Here is a 21,398-nt window from a genome sequence, read left to right on the forward strand (position 1 = left end):
TATTGCGGGTGTTCGGCCGGGGCAGAGCCGAGGATTCGACCATTTCGGTCACTTCTGCACTCGCTGTCGGATACGTTCGAGGTATGTCCTCCGCAACGGACATCCTGCCGTGAACGTACCCGGCCAGTTGCCGAACCGTTCTGTGCCCGAGATGTTTTCGACGATGAACAAGGAAGTTCGATCATGGGAAAGCTCGACGGAAAAGTAGCCTTCATCACCGGTGCCGCACGCGGCCAGGGGCGTAGTCACGCTCTGAGGCTGGCGCAGGACGGTGCCGACATCATTGCGATAGATATCTGCCGACAGATCGAGACGGTCGCGTATCCGATGAGCACATCCGAGGATCTGGCGCAGACCGTGAAGGAGGTGGAAGCGCTCGATCGCCGCATAGTGGCCAGAGAAGCCGACGTTCGCGATTACGACGCACTCAAAGCCGTTGTCGACGGTGCCGTCGCCGAACTCGGGCCGATCGACATCATCCTGGCGAATGCCGGTATAGCTCCGCAGGGCGCGAAAGCAGTGAGCGAGGCGACAACGTTCCGCGACGTTGTCGAGGTCAACCTGTTCGGGGTGTGGAACACGGTGCAGGTCGGCGTGCCGAGCATGATCGAGAAAGGGCAGGGAGGTGCGATCGTCCTGACGAGCTCGACCCAAGGACTGTCGGGCGCGGGCGGCAACGGCACCGGCGCAGGCGACGGCTACGCCGCCAGTAAGCACGCGGTCGTCGGGCTCATGCGCACCTTTGCGAACTGGCTGGCCCAGTACTCGATTCGCGTGAACACCGTGCATCCGACGGGCGTGAACACGCCGATGGTGATCAACGACGTGATGCAGACGTGGCTGACGGAGAACGCAGACGCTGCCTCGATGATCGGAAACCTGATGCCAGTCCCCATGCTCGAAGCACTCGACATCAGCAACGCGATCGCCTGGCTGGTTTCGGACGACGCCCGGTACGTCACCGGAGTCACCTTGCCGGTCGACGCGGGCTTCCTGGCGAAGTAGGCCGATCGATCATGGGAAAGCTCGACGGAAAAGTAGCCTTCATCACCGGTGCCGCGCGAAGTCAGGGCCGCAGCCACGCGCTGCGGCTCGCACAGGAAGGTGCCGACATCATCGCCGTCGATCTGTGCGATGTGGTCGACACCATCGAAATGTATCCGCCCGCAACGGAAGCCGACCTTGCCGAGACGGTGAGGCAGGTCGAGGCGCTCGACCGCCGCATCGTCGCCACCAAGGCCGACGTTCGGGACTCCGCAGCATTGCGCAGGGCCGTCGACGGCGGCGTCGCCGAACTCGGTCGCCTCGACATCGTCCTCGGCAACGCCGGCGTCTTCGAGATCGCACCGGCTCTCGATATCACCGACGATGCCTGGCAGAACATGATCGACGTCAATCTGACGGGTGTGTGGAACACATGCCGTGCCGCGCTACCGCATCTCATCTCCGGCGGTCGCGGCGGTTCGATCGTATTGACCAGTTCGACGGCAGGTCTCAAAGGAACGCCCAACACGGTGCACTACACCGCCACCAAGCACGGGGTCGTCGGCATCATGCGCGCGCTGGCGAACGAGTTCGGGCAGTACAGCATTCGCGTGAACACCGTCCATCCGACCGGCGTCGATACGGTTATGATTCAGAACCAAAAAACCTGGGGGCTGTTTCTTCCGGACGATCCGAATCCGACTCGCGAGAAGGCAGAAGCAATCTTCGCGACGACGAATGTCCTACCGATTCCGTGGGTGGAAGCGATCGACATATCCAACGCGATCGCCTTCCTCGTCTCGGACGACGCCCGCTACATCACCGGCGCGACACTTCCCGTGGATGCGGGGTACACGATCAAATGAGCGCAACATTGTCGATCGGTGAGGTACGGCAGCGAATCGCGGCGCGCGTCGTCGGTCGTGATCGTGAACTCGACCTGCTTCTGGCGGCAGTCGCGGCCGGTCGAGACCTCCTCATCGAGGGCCCGCCCGGCACCAGCAAAAGCACTCTGCTCGGCGCGATAACGGCCGAATGGAATATCCCGCTGCTCTTCGTCGAGGGCAACGCCGATCTGACGCCTGCGCGAATTGTCGGACATCACAACCCCGCTCGCGTACTGCGCGAGGATTACAGTGAGGACAACTTCGTGCCGGGCCCGCTGATCGAGGCGATGCGGACTGGCGGATTTCTCTACATCGAAGAGTTCAACCGCGCACCCGAAGACACCCTCAACACGCTGCTCACCGCGATGGCGGAACGACGTATCGCGATCCCCCGAGTGGGGACGGTCCACGCACTCCCGACGTTCCGCGTCGTAGCGTCGATGAACCCGTACGACAACGTCGGCACAACTCGTCTTTCCACGAGCGTCCACGACCGGCTGTGTCGCCTTGCCATCGGGTACCAGGATGCCGAGGCCGAACGCGGAATTGTTGCTCTCCGAACAGAATCGGACTCGTTCCGCCTCGTCGCAGACGCGGTGGCGATAACGCGGATGACCCGGGAACATGAGGACATCATCCAGGGCAGCAGCGTACGCGGGGCGATCGATCTCACGCTCGTCGCCCAGCAGCTCGCTGATCTACGGGAGGTGACGATTCCCGTGGACTCCGATGTCGATCCGCCCCGCAACTTGCCCGAGGACTATCAGCAGTCGATGCTCGATGCGATGTACGTGGCACTGTCCGGGCGCATCCACGTCGACGAGACATCGGACGCCACACCGGAAATGATCCTGTTCACCATCTGGCAGGATTACTTCGTTCTCCGCCCCGCCGCGGCCGCCCCCGGTTGAAGAGCCGTCGACGCCGACTCGCCGGTAGGCAAGCCCGGAACGCGCATCACCTCGCGGACGCTGAAACCGTTGCGACGCAGGCCAAAACAGCTGACCACGCCACCGTCGCTGTTTCGTCCCGGTGGTGGCAACGGGGCGGTCTTGACAGCACAGGGCCGCAGCAGGCCGGGTAAGGCGTCAGGCGAAAACAACCCGTCTGCCCCGGGAATCACCGAGGAGTCGGCCGAAACGATTCCGTTGAAGGACGCTACCGACGAGGAGTCTGCCGCCGACGCAGCGACACGAGCCCGCGCGCGCACGATCGCTGCCCGCCTGTCGGTTCGACGTCCGCGCCTCGACATTCGCGCGCGACGCGGCGTCGGCGAACTGACGTCGCTGCGCTACCGCGGCGGCAGCGACGAGGTCGATCTCGACCACACGCTCGACGTGTTGGCAGCCAATCCGATACCCGAGGACGACGACATCGTCGTCCGAGAACGCCTGCACACCAAGCGTTCCATCGTGCTGGTCGTCGATATTTCTGGGTCGATGAAAGGCGAACGGGTACGGACGGCGGCTGCAACCGTCGGCGCGCTTGCCGGCGAGATGACCCGGGACAACCTGGCCGTCGTCGCATTTTGGTCCGATGCGGCCGTACTCACCCGTTTCGGAGACCCGAAAACACCGCTCGGAATTCTCGACACCGTTCTCCGCATCCCGGCACAGGGGCTGACCAACGTCCAGTTCGCACTGGAAACCGCGGTCGGCTTGTTACGCACCGTCTCCGTCCCCGACTCGCGGGTACTACTCCTGTCTGATTGCGTGCACAACGCCGGCCCCGATCCGCGCCTCACCGCGTCCAGGATTCCGCGCCTCGACGTTCTCCTGGACACGTCTGGAGAGAACGACGTCGACCTCGGTCGCGATCTCGCGCGAATCGGACACGGTCGAATTCGAACGATCGACACCTACCGCGCCGTCGGACCCGCACTGAGCGCACTGCTGGGCGAGCGTCGCTGACACTGGACTCCAATCGGATTGGAACACCACCGAGGGCAACGGCTCGGAAATTCGGAACGAGTGATCGAGGCTGATATCAAACGTTCGACGCATACCTGCGTCCTTCATTGGCTCGTCGCACGCAAGCCAGGCGGGCAGATGTTCGACCACGATGACATCGCTCGTTGGGATTGTGTGCGAGGCCTGTGCCACGGGTCGGAGCATTCTCGCCGAACGGATCTTCATGCAACGAATCTCGAACTCTCGATGACCCTTCAGAACCATGTGCCGTCGGATAACGGTGCAATGCGGATTGCATTATCCGGCCCGGCTGGTCGAAGACATCAATTCAGCAACGTTCTGACGCTGCACGAATGTCTGTGAACTCCGGTAGGTTTTCGACCGCGCAGTACGCCCACCGAAGGGTCCGTCGCGGACATCTCGACGGCCGTGGCTGCCGGCCTCGTAGGTCCGGGGTGGTGCGCCCGGCGGAGGTCGTGACGCCGACGATGTGGCCGACCGCAGTACAGACGCTGCGCTCGATCGCGGCACTGGGTGAACAAGCGGGACGTGTGTTCACGCTGGAGAATCTCAATGCCGCCGTCGACCATCCGGGGACGCCTTTCGCCAAGGCCGCGGACACTCTCGCGTTGATGCGGGCTGTCGACAGCCCATTCCTGAAGATGAACCTCGATCTTCGTCACGCCAAGATCGGCGAAGGGAATCTCATCGCACTACTTTAGGAATCGTTGCCATACATCGGACGATAACGCCTGCTCAGCGCTATGTGGTGGGTCCGGGTGGGGCCATCGAGAGTTAGTCGATCTAGCTGGGGGTCAAGTGGTCGCAGGTTCAAATCCTGTCAGCCCGACAGATTGCATTTGGAAGGCGGCTCCGAAGAAATTCGGAGCCGCCTTTTTCGTTCGAGTGCGGCGAGAACACATACCTCTTCCCGCTGTGTCGGAATCGCTGGAACAGAGGGTCCGGCGAGGTCCTGACTCGGCGTCCGGGGTCGTCTCACACCGCAGAAATGTCCGACGGGTGCTGGGCCAGCGGGCTCACATCGATCCTCATGTACGGAAACAGCGGCAGATTCCAGAGAATCTCGTGGAGCCGCTCGTTGTCGCGCACGTCGAAGATGCTGAGGTTGGAGTACTGGCCGACGATGCGCCAGATACTCACCCATTCACCGTCGCGCTGCAGCTGCTGCGAGTACGCCTTCTCTCTGGCGAGAGTGTCGGTTCGTACGTCCGCATCGAGGTCCTGCGGCAGCGCGACGTCCATTTTCACTGCAAAGAGCATGTGTATCAGGCCTTGTCGAGTACGAAGTTGTACGTCACTTCTTGGCCGCCGTCGACCTCACGAGGATCGAGGATGAGTTCGGGCTTGACGGCGTTGGCCACGTCGTCGTCGTTGTGCGCGTCGCCGGGGAAGTAGAGCTGCGTGGTGATCTGCTGATGTCCGGCAGCCGCAACCTTGAGGTGCAGGTGTGCTGGACGCCACGGGTGCCAGCCGGCCGCGGAGATGAGGTTGCCGCAGGCACCGTCCGTCGGGATCTGGTACGGCGCAGGCTTCATCGTGTGAATCCAGAACTGGCCCTGATCGTCCGCGGTGACCGTGCCGCGGAGGTTCCACTCGGGGATGCCAGGGGCGAACTGCGAGTAGAAGCCGTCCGAGTCGGCGTGCCAGATTTCGATGACCGCGTGCGGCAGCGGGCTGCCGTCGACGCTCGTGATCTGACCTTGGAACAACAGCGGTGTGCCCTGCTCGCCGTCGCGGGTGGGCAGGATTGCTGCGGATCCGAGCTCGGGCGCGTTAGGGACGTAGTACGGGCCCTCGATGGTGCCCTTGCTGCCCTCGCGGGTTTCACCGGCAACTTCTTCGACGACGTGTTCTACCCAGACGTCGAGGAACAGTGGCCACTCGCCGGTCTGACCGACGTTGATCAGCCATGCCTTGAGTGCGTTGTACTCGTCGTAGGTGACCTTGTGCTCACGGATGGTGTCGTGGACTGCCGAAATGACCTGACGAGCAAGCGCACTGACGCGCTCGGGCGGGGTGTTCGCGGCTGCCTGCTTGTCGGACGTGAAACGCTCGGTGGCGTTCGCGCCCGACGCGGCCGCGGTGGCCACTTCGGTGGCCGAGTCTGTCGAGGGGGCGTGGTCGATGCTCATGGAGAACTCCTTGGGTGAAAGTTGTGCTCTTCGGGGCTGAAGATCAGTGGTCGGTTCGGTACTTCGCGAGTTTGTCGGGATCGATACGGACGCCGAGGCCGGAGCCGGGCAGTACGTGCAGTTCGCCGTCGCGGATGACGAGGCTCTCGGTCAGGAGGTCGTCGCTCATGTCGAGGAAGTTCGAGAGTTCCCCGGCGCGGCGTGAAGTGAGGTCGAAGGCAGCACCGAAGGCGACGGTGCAGGCCGTGCCGAGTTGGCCGTCGATCTGGTTCCCCATCACCACGTCTACGCCGAGTCCCTCGCACAGATGGTGGATCCGCTGGGACGTCGTGAATCCGGTGCGCGCAGTCTTGATGCTCACCGCGGTTGCGGAACCACCGAGAATCTCTCGGGTGACCTCGGCCGGGGTGGTCGCGGATTCGTCTGCCACGAAGGGGATGTCGAGTTGTTGGACGAGCCAGCGGCGACCGAGTACGTCGTCGGCGGGGCACAATTCCTCGGCCAGCGTCAGCCCCAGGTCGGCCATGTCCTTCATGGCACGTGCAGACTCTGCTGCGGTCCACCCGCGGTTGCCGTCGACGTAGAGTTCGGCGCTGTCGCCCAGTCCTTCTCTGAGAGCGCGTACGACGGCGGTGTCCAGATCGACGGGACGACGGCCGACCTTGACCTTGAAGACCTCGATTCCGTACGTCTCGCGCATTCTGGTCGCTTCGTCCACCATTGCTGCGGGCGAATCGAATCCGAGCATGTGGCTCACCCTCATGCGGTCGGTGTAGCCGCCGAGAAGTTCGGTGACCGGTAGGTCCAGAGTCTGCCCGAGGGCATCCCAGATCGCCATGTCCACTGCCGACTTTGCCACCGGATTACCGACTGTACGAGCAAGTTTCGCGTTGACCATCTCACGGGACGTGAGCGGAAGGCCGATGACGGCCGGCGCGAACAGCGTCTCGATCACCGCCACCACCCCGCGCTGCGTCTCCCCGTAGGTGAACGGACGCGGTGGAGCGTCGGCGACACCGACGATGCCGTCGTCGGTATGTACCCGAACGAGTACGTGCTCGGCCGCGCTGACCTCGCCGCTGGCGAACTTCAGCGGCTTTCGGTACGGGATCGAGTAGGGGATCGCATCGACTGCGACGATCTTCATGACATGTCCTTCAGCTGAGCAGACGGAACGGATGGTTCGAGCCGAGGGAGCACTCCTGCGTCCTCGAGGGCACCGACGAGCGCATCGACGAGCGCCGACGGCCGATCTCGGCACCAGGCCAACGCCAGATCGATAGTGCTCGCGCCGGCGATATCGCGGAACACGACGCCGGTCAACTGCAGGGCGCGGACGGATTCGGGAACCAACGCAACGCCCAACCCGGCCGCGACGAGCGCGAGCAGCACCGAGGTGTCCGGGGCCTCGTGTTCGCGCCTCGGGCTGAAGCCCGCGGCGCGACAGCTCGTCACCACAGCTTCGTTAACCACCGAATGCGTGTCGGCGTACATGACGAAGTCCTCGTACGCGAGGTCGGCGACGTCGAGCGCCGGTTCGGTGGAGAATCGGTGATCGACGGGCAGTGCGAGCACCAACGATTCGGTGGTGATCTTCCGCAGCACGAGATCGTCGCCCGCGACAGGTGGCCGCAGAACCGCAACGGCCAGATGTTCCGAGCGAAGACCGTCCACCTGCGCGGGGGTGAGCAGGTCACCGTGAATTTCCAGGGCGATACCGGGGAGTCTCTGCTTGATCGCACGCGCTATCGGAGGCAGTTGATCGAAGGCCGCAGTACCGGTGAAGCCGATGCGTACCAACCCGTATCGGCCATCGGCGATCCTGCGCACTCCTCGCGCGCTTTGCTCCAGATTGTCCAGGTTGCGAAGTGTCTCTCGATAGAAGAACTCGCCTGCCGGAGTCAGGCTCACCTGACGGGTCGTTCTGGCCAGCAGTGTCACACCCAGCTCGGCCTCCAACTGGCGAACCGATTGAGACAACGCCGGCTGAGCCAGATGCAGCCGCGCAGCGGCTTGGCCGAAGTGCCGAGTCTCGGCCACGGCCACGAAGTGGTACAGGTGCCGAAGTTCCATGACCGAACCTTTCTGTGCGTGGTGGGGTGACCCTGACCACAGTAGGGCTGCAATCCATCGTTGACAAAGACCTATTTTGCGCTGATTGATAAGTGACAGCGATCAATGGTCACCCAGGTTGGGCCTAGGCAAAGCCCTGGTGTGACGACAGCCACTCCCTGACACAGTCGCTTGTAATCGAACTCGAAGCGCCTGGAGGAACCCGATATGACCGACATGCTGGATCACGTACAGAACACGATCGACGGAGCGGTGATCGACGACGTCGCTGCCGGCATCTACCGCGCCAATCGGAGCATCTTCACCGACGAGGAGGTCTTCGAGCTCGAGATGAAGCACATCTTCGAGGGCAACTGGATATACCTCGCCCACGAGAGTCAGCTCCCGAACAACGGCGACTACTTCACGGTGCACATGGGGCGACAGCCCGTTGTCATCACCCGGGACAAGGACGGCGAGCTGCACTGCCTCATCAACGCCTGCGCGCACCGCGGTGCGATGCTGTGCCGACGCAAAACCGACAACCGCACCACGCTCACCTGTCCGTTCCACGGTTGGACGTTCCGCAACGACGGCACGTTGCTCAAGGTCAAGGACCCCGACGGTGCCGGCTACCCCGACACATTCGACGTCGACGGATCGCACAACCTCACCAAGGTCCCCCGTTTCGAGAGCTACCGCGGCTTCCTCTTCGCGAGCCTGAACGACGACGTCTCGACCCTCGCCGAGCATCTCGGTGACACGACGAAGGTCATCGATATGCTCGTCGACCAGTCTCCCGACGGACTCGAAGTTCTGCGCGGATCCTCGTCGTACACCTTCGACGGAAACTGGAAAGTGCAGGCGGAGAACGGGGCCGACGGCTATCACGTCAGTGCCGTGCACTGGAACTACGCCGCGACCACCTCGCGCCGAAACAACGGCGAATCCAAGAACACCACCAAGGCGCTCGACGCCGGCGGCTGGGGCAAGTCGGGCGGCGGCTACTGGTCGTACCCCAACGGCCATCTCTGCCTGTGGACCTGGGCGGCAAACCCCCAGGACCGCCCGCTGTGGGACCAGATGGACGCACTGAAGGAGAAGTTCGGCGACGCCAAGGGCGAATTCATGGTGAAGGGTTCACGCAACCTGTGCCTGTACCCGAACGTCTACCTGATGGATCAGTTCAGCACGCAGATCCGGCACTTCCGGCCGATCGCGCCGAACAAGACCGAGGTCACCATCTACTGCATCGCACCCAAGGGTGAGAGCAAAGAGGCTCGGGCACATCGGATCCGGCAGTACGAGGACTTCTTCAACGCTTCCGGCATGGCGACACCCGATGACCTGGAAGAGTTCCGCTCGTGCCAGCTGACGTTCCAGGCAACCAATGCGCCGTGGAACGACATGAGCCGCGGCGCGGAGCACTGGCTCACCGGCCCCGACCCGGTCGCCGAGGCACTGGATATGCCCGGTGTCATATCTGCAGGCGTCAAGAACGAAGACGAGGGCCTGTTCCCCGTCCAACACGGCTACTGGCGCAAGACCCTGCTCGCTGCCCTCGACAAGCAGCGCGCAGCCGACTCCGCACCCGTTGCAGCACAGGGGGTCTGACATGACTGCCACCGTCGACAACACCGACGCCGCACAGGCTGCCTCGTCGCGCCTGATCACCCAGACGTCCATCGAGCAGTTCCTCTACCGCGAAGCGCGCTACCTCGACGATCGCGAGTTCGAGAAGTGGCTCACGTGCTACGCGGACGACGTCGAATACTGGATGCCCTGCTGGGACGACAACGACTTGCTCACCGAGGATCCCCAGACCGACATCTCGCTGATCTACTACGAGAACAAAGGTGGGCTGGAAGACCGCGTGTTCCGCATCCGGACCGAACGGTCCAGTGCCACATCGATACCGGAGCCTAGAACCAGTCACAACATCAGCAACGTCGAGGTGATCGAGCGTCGGGGAGATATCGTCGACGTGCGATTCAATTGGCACACGATGTACTTCCGCTACAAGACCATCGATCCGTACTACGGAACCTCGTTCTACACGATCGACTTCTCCGGCGACTCGCCACTCATCCGGCGCAAGACCGTGGTGCTGAAGAACGACTACATCCACCACGTCGTCGACATCTATCACTTCTGATCGACCGGCCGTAATCCCGAGGAGTTCCATCGTGAGTCATTCCGTCGCACTGTCCTTCGAGGACGGCGTCACCCGCTTCATCACCTGCGAGGATGAACAGACCGTCGCCGACGCCGCCTACCGATCGCGGATCAACATTCCTCTCGACTGCCGGGACGGTGCCTGCGGCACCTGCAAGGCGCTGTGCGAATCCGGTGAGTACGACGGCGGTACCTACCTCGACGACGCGCTCTCGCAGTCGGAATCGGACGAGGGCTACTGTCTGCCCTGCAGCATGAAGCCCACTTCCGATCTGGTGCTGCAGATTGCCAGCACCTCGGCGGTGGCCAAAACCCAAGCGGCGACGCATGACACGGTCGTGGCCGCCGTGGAGAAACTCTCTCCCACGACGGTCAGGCTCGCTGTCGAGGCACCGGCAGCTGGCACGCTCGCCTTCCTCCCCGGTCAGTACGTCAACATCACCGTCCCCGGCTCAGAGGAAACCCGGTCCTACTCCTTCAGTTGCGTCTCCGGATCGGAGGAGTTGGAGTTTCTGGTCAAGCTCACCCCGGGCGGACTGATGTCCACCTACCTGAGCGACACCGCGGCCGTGGGCGACAAGATCTCGTTCACCGGCCCACACGGCAGTTTCTTTCTGCGCGAGGCTCAGCGACCTGCGCTGCTGTTGGCCGGCGGCACCGGATTGGCTCCCATCCTGTCGATTCTGCGTACGATGGCGGCCGAATCGAGCTCTCGTTCCGTGCATCTCGTGTACGGCGCCAGCACCGACGACGATGTCGTCCAGCTGGACGAGCTCGCTGGCTTGGCCTCGACATTGGATGGATTCACGTGGGATCACTGTGTTTCGGACCCCTCTACCACCGCTGCCAACAAAGGATACGTCACTGCTCTGTTGACCGAAGCGCATCTCAACAGCGGCGATGTCGCGGTGTACCTGTGTGGGCCGCCTCCCATGGTGGAGGCCGTCCGAACGCACTTCACCGAGGCAGGCATCGAACCGACCGGCTTCTACTACGAGAAGTTCGCGCCGTCCTCGGCAGCTGCGAAGGAGAGTCTCGACGACGACACCGATTCTGCAACAGCGGTTCTGGCGAACGACGACCGGACATCGACCATCGACGCGGCAGTCGGCACAGCCGATGCCGACGTCATACCTGCGGCATCGGCCGACCTCGAACCCGCTGTCGATGGCAGGAGCATCTTCGGACGAGCCGTGTTCGGCAGTCGGGTGGCGGAGCCTCTGCGCTCGCACGGCACCGGCATGTCGGCAACAGAGGAGGCAGACACCCTGCGCGAGATCGCCGGTCAGCGCATCGCCGTGGCCGGGTCCACTGCCGGTCGGGTCGGATTGGACGAGAGCGCCGATCTGCTGCAGACACCGGAGGCACACTCCGTTGCAGCGCAGCGCATCTGGCCTTCACGGGATATCGAGCCGCTCGTCGCACGCAGTCCCGAACCTGCCCCGGCTTCGAGTTCGGGGTACGAGATCGGCGAGGAGCATCCCTCGGTACACGAGTCGGACGCAGTGTTCGAGGCCAGGCGCGCTCTCGAACTCGGTGCCCTCGAACTCGTGATCGGCCGACTGTCCTCGCAGCAGATCTCCGGATACCGGCTGTTGGCCGAGACCACCACTCGCTACGTCGACGGCGATCGGTTCGTCGATGCCGCCGCGTACACCGAGACCAACGCTGCTTTTCACGACTACCTCTTCACACAAACAGGCAACGAGCATCTGCTGCAGGCCTATCGGGCTCTCGGCGTCAAGGCTGCCATGGAGGACGTGTTGCGCAACGCGACCTGGTGCGATCCGCTCTGCGCTCAGGACCACTTGGACATCGTCGACGCGTTCGAGGCCGGGGATCGCGAGCGCGCACGGACATTGATCGCCGATCACGCCGACCGTTCGAAGGCGACGATGAAACGCGCCATGCACGAATCCCGGACGAACAAGAGACCCAAGTTCGTCAGCCCAGGTCGATTCGCAGGCAAGGTCGTGCTGATCACCGGCGCGGCCCAGGGCATCGGGGAATTCGTGGCCCGACGGATCGGAGCCGAAGGCGGAGCACTGATTCTGGCCGACCGGTCCGAGTTGGTCGAATCTCTCACCGAGGAATTTCGGCAAGACGATGTCGAGGCCACGCCAGTGATCGCCGACCTAGAAACCTGGAAGGGTGCTTCGTCGGTGGTGGACGCTGCACTCACCGCGTACGGACGCGTCGATGTGTCCATTCACGTCGTCGGCGGCACCATCTGGGCCAAACCGTTCGCCGAGTACCCGCCGGAGCAGATCGAGAAGGAAATCTCCCGGTCGCTGTTCCCGACCCTGTGGTCCTGCCGCGCGGTGATCCCGCACATGATCGAACGCGGTGCCGGCACCATCGTCAACGTCTCCTCGGTCGCCACCCGCGGCATCCACCGGGTCCCCTACGCAGCCGCGAAAGGGGGCGTCAACGCCATCACGGCGACTCTGGCTCTCGAGGCGGCTCCGCACGGTGTTCGAGTGGTCGCCACGGCCCCCGGTGGTACCGACGCACCGCCGCGACGCGTCGCTCGTGGGCCCGCGCCGTCGACGGAACAGGAAAAGGATTGGTACCAGGCGATTGTCGACCAGACTGTGGAGTCGTCACTGCTCAAGCGCTACGGAACTCTCGACGAGCAAGCCGCAGCGATCTGCTTCCTCGCCTCCGACGAGGCGTCGTACATCACCGGCACCGTGCTCCCGGTGGCCGGCGGCGACCCGGGCTGAGTCATGACCGTGTTGGTTCGATCGCCGGACGCACTCGCGCACCACGGATACGGTGACGTCATGTCCCCTTCACCGTTGATCGGCCGCGGTGAACTGCTGGACGTCCTGATTCGGGCGGTCGAAGCCTCGGCGACGACGTCGGCTTTCGTAGTGCTGACCGGCCCGGCAGGCATCGGAGCATCGTCGATTCTGCGTGAAGTCGAACGGACGGTCGGCAGCGAGGGGGAGCACACGGTCGTGCGCCGTGCAGCTTCGGTGCCGTGGGAAACACAGGTGCCGTTCGGCCTCGTCATGCAACTCGTCCCGGGAGTCCGGATCGATGGGACGAACCCGGTCGAGTGGGGACACCGCATCGCCGACGCTTTGTCGACGGACGGCGTGACGATCCTGCTGATCGACGACGCGCACGACTGTGACCCGGACTCGCTCCGTGCCCTCGCCTCCGCCGTTCGGCACCATCGATCCGCGAGACTCGCGGTCGTATGTACTCGAAAGCCTTTGCCCGACGGCTGTGTCGAGTCGCACCGGGTTCTCGATCGCGCTGCCGACCTGTCCGTGGCGGTACCGTCGCTGACGGTGTCGGCCGTAGCCGAACTCGCAGCACTTCAGGGGATCATCCTGTCACCGTCCTCGGCTGCTCACCTGACACGTCACACCGGCGGACGTCCTCGGCACGCCGTTGCGCTGCTGGACGAGGTGCCGCGCGAGACATGGAAGGGCGTTCGCCCCGACCTACCTGCGCCCGCCTTCGTGGAAGCAGACGTTCGGACCGCTCTCGCTCTCTGCACCGACGATGCTCGGCGTCTGGTCTCGGCTGCCACCGTTCTCGAAGACGGCCGACCGCTGACCACGGTGTGCGAGGTCGCCGGCATCGACGATCCCTGGCCTGCTGTCGATCTCGCCGAACAATGTGCCCTGGTGACCGTCCGACGCAGCTCCGCGGCGACCATCCTCGAGGTTCACGATCCAACGATCCGCGCCGCGGTGCTCGCGACGATGGGCAGGGTCGAGCGCGCGCAGGTGCATCGAGCCGCTGCAGCAGCCGAGGCCGATCCGGCCGATCAGCTGGCGCACCTGGTCCACGCGTCGCCACTGCCCGATCCACTGGTCTCGGACCGCTTGGACGCACTCGCAGCGACACGTGCAGGAATCGGCGAATGGGCCACGGCGGCAAGGCTGTACCTTCTGTCGAGTCGATCGACCCAGGAACCGCATGCGCGCGAGGATCGGCTCGTTCGCGCGGTGGACGCCCTCATCGGCGCCGGTGACATGCGGACGGCGTCGGACTACATCGCCGAGATCGAAAGTCTCCGCGAAACCCCCACGCGCAATGCCGTACTCGGCTATCTGGCCATCCTGCGCGGGCGCCCCAACGAGGCCGAAGCTCGACTCACCCGGGCATGGCAACTGGTACGGACGCGGCACGACCCCGAGGTGGCCGCTGTGATCTGTCATCGGCAGGTACTGCACAATTTGGCGCGCTGCGACGGCGCCAACCTCGTGCTGTGGGCCGATCGCGCAGTCGAACTCGTCGGAGCCGACCACGCAACCGCGGTGGAGGCGCAGTCCATTCGAGGCCTCGGTCTGGCGGGCACGGGGCGTGTCGCGGAAGCGCTGAGCAGCTACCGAGACCTGTGGGGTCACGCCAGTACCGGGGCCGTCGGACAACGGGTGCAGATGGGTGCGGGCTGGCTCCACTTCGCAACGGACCACATCGATCTCGCACGCTCGGAACTCGAAGCCGCAGCACCCACCGACTTCCTCGGCGGTTCGACGCGAATCTCGTTGTGGGCTCACGGTTGGCTGGCGCGCATCTATTTCGTCACCGGCGAGTGGGATGCGGCGCTTCGGTTGGTGGGAGCTGGTTCCGACCTGGCCGACCGTTCCGGTGCCGCATTGATCGTTCCGCTGCTCCAGTGGACCGCGACTCAGATCCACGCGCTCCGCGGAGACTGGGTGGCCGCCGCAACCAGCGCACACCGCGGTGATTCCGGCGCACGTGACTACGAAATCATGAGGGTGCCATCGGCTCTCGGTCGTGCGGCCATCGCTGAGGCTCGAGCCGACTATGCCGGGGTTCTGCGCGCCCTTGCCCCGTTGACCGAGCAGTGGGCTCAGTTCGACGTATCCGAACCCGGTTTCTGGGCGTGGCCCGATGTGTACGCCAATGCGTTGATTGTCGAGGGCCGACTCGACGAGGCGCACGAATTTCTGATTCCACACGAGGCCAGAGTGCGTGATCGTGGTCATCGCTCCGCACACGCCCGCCTTGCCTGTGCTCGTGGCCGACTGCACGGCGCAATGGGTGATCTCGATTCTGCCCGAGCATCATTCGAGGACGCCTTGGCCTCGTTGGCACCGCTGCCCCTGATGTACGACCGCGCCCGAGTCAACTATGCCTATGGGCAGACCCTGCGCAGAGCCGGGAAACGACGCGAGGCCGATGCCGTGGTCAGCGCGGCACGCGAGGGCTATCTGGCATTGGGTGCCACCACGTACGTACGACGGTGCGACCGTGAACTCAAAGCCGGTGGCGTACACGCCGTTCTGAAGGACAGAGCTCACGATGCATTGACCCCCCAGGAGGACGCCGTCTCGAGCCTGGTCGCCACCGGAATGACGAATCGCGAGGTCGCCGCCGAATTGTTCCTGTCGGTCAAGACTGTTCAGTTCCATCTCACCCGCGTGTACGCCAAGATGGGCATCCGTTCCAGGGCCGAATTGGCCGCTGCCCGTCCGACCGACGAATCCTCGACAACATGATTGGAGCACAACAAGTTTCGCAATGTCGAGGTAAGCACTAGGCAAAGCCCTGGTGTGACATGGCGCACAGATTGGGACAGTTATCCCACCCGCTCGGCCATCAGCGCCGATTCAGCTTCCATGCGGTACTCCCTGACCGAAAAGGACACCCGATGACTGCACCGGACTCCACCGCCAACACCAGTTGGGCAAGCGAACGACACCGCCGAAGCGTGCTGTGGATCGTCGCACTGTCGACGGCGGCAATCGTTTTCGACGGCTACGACCTCGTCGTCTACGGCACCGTACTACCGACCCTGCTCGCCGATTCCGCCCAACTCGGAGCACTGGATCCGGAGACTGCAGGCGCGCTCGGTTCCTACGCTCTGATCGGAGTCATGGTCGGCGCGTTGACGGCCGGAGCCTTCGGAGATCGGATCGGCCGTCGCAGAACGATGTTGACGTGCATCGTCTGGTTCTCGCTCGGAATGGGGGCGACCGCACTCGCACAGAACATCACCATGTTCGGCATACTTCGGTTCCTGACGGGCATCGGAGTCGGCGGACTCGTCGCCACCGTCGGTGCCATGATCGCCGAATTCGCACCACCCGGACGGCGAAACCTGTTCAACGCCATCGTCTACAGCGGCATTCCGGCCGGCGGTGTGCTGGCGTCCCTGGCCGCGATCACCCTGCAGGATTCGATCGGCTGGCGCGGCCTGTTCTGGATCGGCGCACTCCCGCTGTTCGTGCTGTTGCCGCTGGCGCTGCTTCGGATGCCGGAGTCACCGCGGTGGCTGTTGGCGCACGGACGCATCGCCGATGCACAGGAGATCTGCGCTCGGACCGGCATTCCGATGCCCGAGGCCGAGCCCGTTGTCGCCGGCGATCGCGTCGGATTCGCAGCACTCGCCCGCAAGCCGCTGCTTCGCCCGACGGCTCTCCTCGGACTGATGAGCTTCTCCGGCCTACTGCTGACCTACGGCCTCAACACCTGGCTGCCGCAGATCATGTCCGAGGCGGGTTACAACGCCAAGGGCTCACTGTCATTCCTGTTGGTGCTCAATGGCGGTGCCATCATCGGCGGGCTGATCGCATCCCGTGTCGCCGACCGCACCGGACCCCAACGCGTCATCGCGGTCACCTTCTGCCTTGCGGCACTGTCGTTGGTTCTGCTGACCCTGAACTTCCCCCTCGGCGTCCTGCTCGTCGCCGTGGCCGGTGCCGGCATCGGTGCCATCGGTACTCAGGTGTTGATCTACGGATTCGTCTCGAACTACTATCCCACCACCGCCCGCGCGGCAGGTGTTGCGTGGTGCGCCGGATTCGGCCGGCTCGGCGGCATCCTCGGGCCGCTGCTCGGCGGAATTCTGCTCGGGGCCGGCATCGCGTCGTCCACCGCGTTCTATATCTTTGCCGTCGTGGCGCTGCTCGGCGCTCTCGTCACCACCGCGGTTCCGGCCGTGCGGGCCCTGCGCCGATCCGATCCAGTACCCAGCGAGGCAGTGAAAGTGGCTGAATGACCAATACTTTCGAGCGTCTCACCTCGAGCGAGCTTCCGGAGCGTCGCCCGCCGAGTCTGCGTGCTTTGCGCGCCGACTTCGGCGGGCAGTACGTGGGCGCGGGGGCCACCGGTGTGCTCTTCAGCGCGACCGGTCCCGTTGCGGTGATCATGGGCGCTTCGGCAGCCGGCTCACTCACCGCCGCGCAGACTGCGTCGTGGGTATTCGGAGTGTTCGTACTCAACGGCATCCTGACCGTCGTAGCAAGCTGGGTGTACCGGATGCCGCTCAGCTTTTTCTGGACCATTCCGGGCACCGTTCTGGTCGGTCAATCATTGGCCTCGCTGACCTGGCCGGAAGTCGTGGGGGCCTACCTCGCCACCGGAGTCCTCGTCATCGTTCTCGGAGCCACCGGGGTGGTCACGAAACTGATGGCATTCCTGCCGCACAGCGTCGTGATGGCGATGGTGGCCGGCGCGTTCCTGTCGTTCGGAACCGGGCTGGTGCAGTCTGTTTCGGCCGACGTACTCGTCGCCGGCACCATGGTCGTGGCGTGGTTGGCGTTGACCCGCTCCGAGACGTGGTCGAAACGGGTGCCTCCTGTCCTGGCGGCTCTGGTTGCCGGTCTCGGTGCTCTCGCGGTCACCGGCGGATTCACCCGAGTGAGCGGTCCTGCGGCAGACCTACCCTTGATCGGCTTACCGGAACTCGTCGCGCCGGCGTTCAGTGGTGCAGCAATGGCGCAGTTGGTGATACCGCTCGCCATCACCGTGGTCGCGGTTCAGAACGGTCAGGGTGCTGCAGTATTGAACGCTGCGGGCCATCGGCCCCCGATGACCGTCGTTACCATCGCCTGCGGGATCTGGTCGCTTCTCGTGGCGCCGCTCGGTGCGGTGTCGACGTGTCTTGCCGGCCCGACCAATGCCTTGCTCGTTGCTGTGGGTGACCGATCGCGGCAGTACACCGCCGGAATGACCTGCGGCGCATTGGCCATCGTCGTGGGTGTACTCGCGCCGCTGCTGGTGCGCGGTCTTGCCGTGGTACCCGCAACGTTTATCGCCGCTCTCGCAGGTCTGGCCATGCTCGAGGCACTGCGCGGTGCGTTCACTGCCGCGTTCTCGGACTCGACCGGCCGGCCGGTGCTCGCGCCCCTGATCACCTTGCTGGTCACCATTTCCGGTATCGATGTCGCAGGACTCGGCGCGCCGTTCTGGGGGCTGGTCGCAGGTGTTGCCGTGACTTACCTGCTCGATCGCCGTCAGTAGGGGATTGCACTGCGATCGTCGTCGTTCGATCGCTCTGGACTCCGAGCACGACAGACTGCATGGGTAGAACGGTCAGTGTCGATGATTCCTCTGGATCTCGATGGGTGTGAGCTTGCCGAGATGTCGAGAATGTCGAGCACGAGAAGCCTTTGCTGTCGGTGCCCTGTGCGACTCTGCACGGCATGGCGATCTGCATGGCGTGCGATCTGGAAATGCTCGATTCGGTGGGTTGCACTTGGCGGCCCAGCCGGATACCCAACGGGAGAAGAAAGTGTCACGACTGCGGCACCCCGCCGGGGGCCGCTACACCACCCGGGGTGCGACGGCGAGCGCTGCCGGTGTGGCCAGATGCTCTCGTGCGGCAGCGGGTGCGCGGTGGATGAGTGCGAACGTGAAGACGGCCACGACTACGTCGACGCCCGCTGCAGGTGGTGCAACGAACCGTTCGGACAACTCCGCGTGGTGGACGGTCGATGACACTGCGACCGAGAAGCTACGAGTAGTCGCGAATGCCACCACTTCAGCGACAGCAAGAAGCACATCGATTTGCATATGGGCTTTCGTGATTCGAGGTGCGACTCGCGGGTGTAGAACTGAAGCAGGACCGAGCAGTGATGTCCAGCTGCCAGGTCTGTCATGCGGATCGTCCGCTACGCGTAGACCCATGCCCCGAGGTCGTGCGCGGAAACGACACCTGCGACTCGAGGGAGCACGATGTCCGAATTGGCACAGACCCGCCCAGGAATCGACGTACCCGCTCCGCCGGTTTTCGAGTCGGTCGACGACGAACGGCAGCACCGAAAGCAACGACTGGCGGCCGCTTTCCGGCTCTTCAGTCAGTGCGGCTTCGACGAAGGCGTGGCGGGGCATATCACCGCTCGGGACCCAGAGAAGACAGACCACTTCTGGGTCAACCCCTTCGGTATGCATTTCAGCATGATCAAATCGAGCGATCTGATCCTGGTCGATCACGAGGGTCAGATCGTCGAAGGCAATCGTCCGGTCAACCGTGCCGCTTTCGTCATCCACTCCCAGGTGCACGCGGCTCGACCGGACGTGGTTGCGGCCGCTCACGCACATTCGTTGTACGGCAAGGCGCTGTCGAGTTTGCGGATGGGGCTGGCACCTCTGACTCAGGACGCCTGCGCGTTCTACGACGACCACGCCGTGTTCGACGACTACACGGGTGTCGTTGCAGAGTTGGAGGAGGGCAGGAGAATTGGTGCGGCGCTCGGTCAGCGCAAGGCGATTGTGCTGTCGAACCACGGTCTGCTGACGGTCGGTCGGACCGTGGACTCCGCGGCATGGTGGTTCATCACAATGGAGCGGTCCAGTCAGGCGCAGCTCATCGCCATGGCGGCGGGTGAACCGAAACCGTTGGATGACGTGACGGCGAAGCTGACGTACAACCAGGTGGGTCTCGAGTACGCGGGGTGGTTCCAGTTCCAGCCGATGTACGACCGAATCGTTGCGCAGCACCCGGAGCTGTTGGACTGAACGGCGTCTCCGTCCGAGCAGCCGAAACCCCGCTCAGTGGAGCGGCACCCGGCATCCGAGAATGGTTCGAATTCGATCGGCGGTTTTCTGTCTACGCTTTGCCATCGGGTGTTGAAGACACCGCCGAACATCGCCTGTCGGGACGCAACGCGAGTTCGTCTCGCAGCGCCGCAATGTGGGAGGTCAGCTCCGCCACTTGTTGCTGGTTCGCGTCGTCCTGTTCGGCGACCTTGGTGCAACCTCTGAAGCCCTGGATCCCGTCTGCACCGGAAGCGTCATCCGTCGGGGCCCCGGCCGATTGACCGGACCGGCTGAGGCGAACCAACTACACCGAACCCTCGTCGGGTTGACTAGTCTCCAACATAGGCAACGTTTGCCTAACTTCGACGATGGGGAAAGTATGCGGATCTTCAGAATCTCACCGATGCGAGCGCCCGCCTCTCGGCACACAGTGGCCACGGCTTTCGCAGTGCTCTCGTTGGTGGGTGTCACAGCATTGAGCGGATGCTCCTCGTCCGACGATGGGCCGGCGGAGTCGAACGGTGCCACCTCGGAGTCCGGTTTCAGCTTCGTGGACGGCCGCGGAGAAACCGTCGAACTCGACGCGGTCCCGTCACGCATCGTGGCCAGTGAACAGGCCGCGGCAGCGTTGATCCCGCTGGGCATCAAGCCGGTCGGTATCTGGGGAGGGAGCTCCTTCGAGTCGTCGATTCCGCTTCGTGGCCTCGATCTCGATGGCATCGAAAGCGTGGGACAGGCCTACGGCGACATCGACGTCGAACAGGTCGCAGCCCTCAGGCCCGATGTCATCATCACCGGCTGGTACGCCGGGGACGCCTACGGTGGCCTCGGTCTGGAAAGCTCCGATCTGGCCGAGAACCTCGAGCAGGTTGCACCGTTCCTCGCGGTCTCCGCGCAGAAGCCGTCGTCCGAGACGCTGCAGGATTACGAGAGCTTGGCCACCGAACTCGGCGCCGACGTCGATACCGACGCAACCCAGGCCGACCGCGAAGCCTACGACTCCGCAGTCGCGGACCTGAAGGAAGCAATCGCTGCCAAGCCGGGTTTGACCGCGATGGCAATCTCCCCATCGGACCAGTACTACGTCGCGATAAACGCCGAGTTCCCCGAACTGCGCGATTACCAGAACTGGGGTCTGAATCTTCTCGAGTCCGACGTCCCGCGCGCCGCCGACTCGGGATCCTTCACGCCGGTGAACTGGGAGAATGCCGGTGAATACCAGCCGAATCTCATTCTGCTGGACACGCGTTCGTACTCGACCCCGCTGGCCGAACTGGAGGCCGACCGGCCGACCTGGGCGCTGGTGAACGCTGCGAAGGCCGGCAACATTGCCGACTGGACGACCGACGCGACCAACAACTACGCGAGCTACACCGCGCAGATCATCGACCTGACCGCGGCAATCGACAAGACGACCGTCTAGATCCACCGAGCCCGATCGAAACCGGCCCTCTACCTCCACCTCGGCCCTCGAGGTGGAGGTA

17 protein-coding genes and 1 pseudogene are annotated in these 21,398 nt (G+C 63.9%); 13 read left to right on the forward strand and 5 right to left on the reverse strand.

What is annotated here, in order from left to right; translation table 11 throughout:
- The first annotated feature begins 183 nt into the window (after window positions 1-183).
- The 5 genes and pseudogenes from MTX34_RS17360 to MTX34_RS17380 form a co-directional block, all read left to right on the forward strand.
- Window positions 184-1,005, forward strand: coding sequence for a mycofactocin-coupled SDR family oxidoreductase (locus tag MTX34_RS17360; RefSeq protein WP_243596104.1), 822 nt, complete (start codon window positions 184-186; stop codon window positions 1,003-1,005).
- An 11-nt stretch (window positions 1,006-1,016) separates the two neighbouring features.
- Window positions 1,017-1,850 (forward strand): mycofactocin-coupled SDR family oxidoreductase, encoded by an 834-nt coding sequence (locus MTX34_RS17365; protein WP_243610227.1) that lies wholly within the window; start codon window positions 1,017-1,019, stop codon window positions 1,848-1,850.
- The gene (locus MTX34_RS17370; protein ID WP_243610228.1) at window positions 1,847-2,782 is read left to right on the forward strand and encodes a MoxR family ATPase; all 936 of its coding nucleotides are present in this window, start codon (window positions 1,847-1,849) and stop codon (window positions 2,780-2,782) included. The genes MTX34_RS17365 and MTX34_RS17370 overlap by 4 nt, the downstream gene beginning before the upstream one ends.
- A gap of 69 nt (window positions 2,783-2,851) precedes the next feature.
- Window positions 2,852-3,781 (forward strand): VWA domain-containing protein, encoded by a 930-nt coding sequence (locus MTX34_RS17375; protein WP_243610229.1) that lies wholly within the window; start codon window positions 2,852-2,854, stop codon window positions 3,779-3,781.
- A gap of 419 nt (window positions 3,782-4,200) precedes the next feature.
- Window positions 4,201-4,500 (forward strand): annotated as a pseudogene (locus MTX34_RS17380) (hydroxypyruvate isomerase); the annotation flags it as partial.
- A gap of 277 nt (window positions 4,501-4,777) precedes the next feature.
- Here the strand turns inward: MTX34_RS17380 and catC are convergent.
- From catC to MTX34_RS17400, 4 genes are read right to left on the reverse strand one after another with little or no spacing between them, the layout of a single operon-like run.
- Window positions 4,778-5,062 carry a muconolactone Delta-isomerase gene (gene catC / locus MTX34_RS17385; protein ID WP_243610230.1) on the reverse strand — a complete coding sequence of 95 codons (285 nt, stop codon included), beginning with the start codon at window positions 5,060-5,062 and terminating at the stop codon, window positions 4,778-4,780.
- Window positions 5,063-5,067: 5 nt separating this feature from the next.
- Window positions 5,068-5,934: a catechol 1,2-dioxygenase gene (gene catA / locus MTX34_RS17390; RefSeq protein ID WP_243610231.1), complete on the reverse strand. Its 867-nt coding sequence runs from the start codon at window positions 5,932-5,934 to the stop codon at window positions 5,068-5,070.
- A gap of 43 nt (window positions 5,935-5,977) precedes the next feature.
- Window positions 5,978-7,081 (reverse strand): mandelate racemase/muconate lactonizing enzyme family protein, encoded by a 1,104-nt coding sequence (locus tag MTX34_RS17395; protein ID WP_243610232.1) that lies wholly within the window; start codon window positions 7,079-7,081, stop codon window positions 5,978-5,980.
- Window positions 7,078-8,007 carry a LysR family transcriptional regulator gene (locus MTX34_RS17400; RefSeq protein ID WP_243610233.1) on the reverse strand — a complete coding sequence of 310 codons (930 nt, stop codon included), beginning with the start codon at window positions 8,005-8,007 and terminating at the stop codon, window positions 7,078-7,080. Before MTX34_RS17400 ends, MTX34_RS17395 begins: the two co-directional genes overlap by 4 nt.
- Window positions 8,008-8,214: 207 nt before the next feature.
- Here MTX34_RS17400 and benA point away from each other — a divergent pair, with 207 nt between their 5' ends.
- The 6 genes from benA to MTX34_RS17430 all read left to right on the forward strand — a co-directional run bounded on the left by benA (window position 8,215) and on the right by MTX34_RS17430 (window position 18,396).
- On the forward strand, window positions 8,215-9,600 hold the full coding sequence (benA, locus tag MTX34_RS17405) for a benzoate 1,2-dioxygenase large subunit (protein ID WP_243610234.1): 1,386 nt from the start codon (window positions 8,215-8,217) through the stop codon (window positions 9,598-9,600).
- Between the two features lies 1 nt (window position 9,601).
- Complete coding sequence (gene benB / locus MTX34_RS17410; protein WP_094716955.1) at window positions 9,602-10,141, forward strand: benzoate 1,2-dioxygenase small subunit; 540 nt, start codon at window positions 9,602-9,604, stop codon at window positions 10,139-10,141.
- A 31-nt stretch (window positions 10,142-10,172) separates the two neighbouring features.
- On the forward strand, window positions 10,173-12,887 hold the full coding sequence (benC, locus tag MTX34_RS17415; RefSeq protein WP_243610235.1) for a benzoate 1,2-dioxygenase electron transfer component BenC: 2,715 nt from the start codon (window positions 10,173-10,175) through the stop codon (window positions 12,885-12,887).
- A gap of 60 nt (window positions 12,888-12,947) precedes the next feature.
- On the forward strand, window positions 12,948-15,650 hold the full coding sequence (locus tag MTX34_RS17420) for a LuxR family transcriptional regulator (protein WP_243596114.1): 2,703 nt from the start codon (window positions 12,948-12,950) through the stop codon (window positions 15,648-15,650).
- A gap of 152 nt (window positions 15,651-15,802) precedes the next feature.
- On the forward strand, window positions 15,803-17,152 hold the full coding sequence (locus MTX34_RS17425) for an aromatic acid/H+ symport family MFS transporter (protein WP_222089659.1): 1,350 nt from the start codon (window positions 15,803-15,805) through the stop codon (window positions 17,150-17,152).
- On the forward strand, window positions 17,149-18,396 hold the full coding sequence (locus tag MTX34_RS17430) for a benzoate/H(+) symporter BenE family transporter (RefSeq protein ID WP_243596115.1): 1,248 nt from the start codon (window positions 17,149-17,151) through the stop codon (window positions 18,394-18,396). The genes MTX34_RS17425 and MTX34_RS17430 overlap by 4 nt, the downstream gene beginning before the upstream one ends.
- Window positions 18,397-18,699: 303 nt before the next feature.
- Here the strand turns inward: MTX34_RS17430 and MTX34_RS17435 are convergent, their stop codons facing one another.
- On the reverse strand, window positions 18,700-18,948 hold the full coding sequence (locus MTX34_RS17435) for a hypothetical protein (RefSeq protein ID WP_243596116.1): 249 nt from the start codon (window positions 18,946-18,948) through the stop codon (window positions 18,700-18,702).
- 162 nt (window positions 18,949-19,110) lie between these two features.
- On the opposite strand from MTX34_RS17435, the gene MTX34_RS17440 reads away from it, so the two are divergent.
- Entirely contained in the window at window positions 19,111-19,893 is a 783-nt protein-coding gene (locus tag MTX34_RS17440) for a class II aldolase/adducin family protein (protein ID WP_243596117.1), read from the forward strand.
- 424 nt (window positions 19,894-20,317) lie between these two features.
- The gene (locus MTX34_RS17445; RefSeq protein ID WP_243596118.1) at window positions 20,318-21,337 is read left to right on the forward strand and encodes an ABC transporter substrate-binding protein; all 1,020 of its coding nucleotides are present in this window, start codon (window positions 20,318-20,320) and stop codon (window positions 21,335-21,337) included.
- The last annotated feature ends 61 nt before the right edge of the window (window positions 21,338-21,398 follow it).

The organism is Rhodococcus sp. ARC_M5, from assembly GCF_022810405.1.
Taxonomy (GTDB): Bacteria; Actinomycetota; Actinomycetes; order Mycobacteriales; family Mycobacteriaceae; genus Rhodococcoides; species Rhodococcoides navarretei.

Coding starts and splice junctions, on each gene's coding strand:
- MTX34_RS17400 (WP_243610233.1), bottom strand. CDS start 8,007: ATGGAACTTCGGCACCTGTACCACTTCGTGGCCGTGGCCGAGACTCGG.
- catC (WP_243610230.1), bottom strand. CDS start 5,062: ATGCTCTTTGCAGTGAAAATGGACGTCGCGCTGCCGCAGGACCTCGAT.
- benB (WP_094716955.1), top strand. CDS start 9,602: ATGACTGCCACCGTCGACAACACCGACGCCGCACAGGCTGCCTCGTCG.
- MTX34_RS17425 (WP_222089659.1), top strand. CDS start 15,803: ATGACTGCACCGGACTCCACCGCCAACACCAGTTGGGCAAGCGAACGA.
- MTX34_RS17440 (WP_243596117.1), top strand. CDS start 19,111: ATGTCCGAATTGGCACAGACCCGCCCAGGAATCGACGTACCCGCTCCG.
- MTX34_RS17435 (WP_243596116.1), bottom strand. CDS start 18,948: ATGCAAATCGATGTGCTTCTTGCTGTCGCTGAAGTGGTGGCATTCGCG.
- MTX34_RS17370 (WP_243610228.1), top strand. CDS start 1,847: ATGAGCGCAACATTGTCGATCGGTGAGGTACGGCAGCGAATCGCGGCG.
- MTX34_RS17395 (WP_243610232.1), bottom strand. CDS start 7,081: ATGAAGATCGTCGCAGTCGATGCGATCCCCTACTCGATCCCGTACCGA.
- benA (WP_243610234.1), top strand. CDS start 8,215: ATGACCGACATGCTGGATCACGTACAGAACACGATCGACGGAGCGGTG.
- MTX34_RS17360 (WP_243596104.1), top strand. CDS start 184: ATGGGAAAGCTCGACGGAAAAGTAGCCTTCATCACCGGTGCCGCACGC.
- MTX34_RS17430 (WP_243596115.1), top strand. CDS start 17,149: ATGACCAATACTTTCGAGCGTCTCACCTCGAGCGAGCTTCCGGAGCGT.
- MTX34_RS17365 (WP_243610227.1), top strand. CDS start 1,017: ATGGGAAAGCTCGACGGAAAAGTAGCCTTCATCACCGGTGCCGCGCGA.
- MTX34_RS17420 (WP_243596114.1), top strand. CDS start 12,948: ATGTCCCCTTCACCGTTGATCGGCCGCGGTGAACTGCTGGACGTCCTG.
- MTX34_RS17445 (WP_243596118.1), top strand. CDS start 20,318: ATGCGAGCGCCCGCCTCTCGGCACACAGTGGCCACGGCTTTCGCAGTG.
- catA (WP_243610231.1), bottom strand. CDS start 5,934: ATGAGCATCGACCACGCCCCCTCGACAGACTCGGCCACCGAAGTGGCC.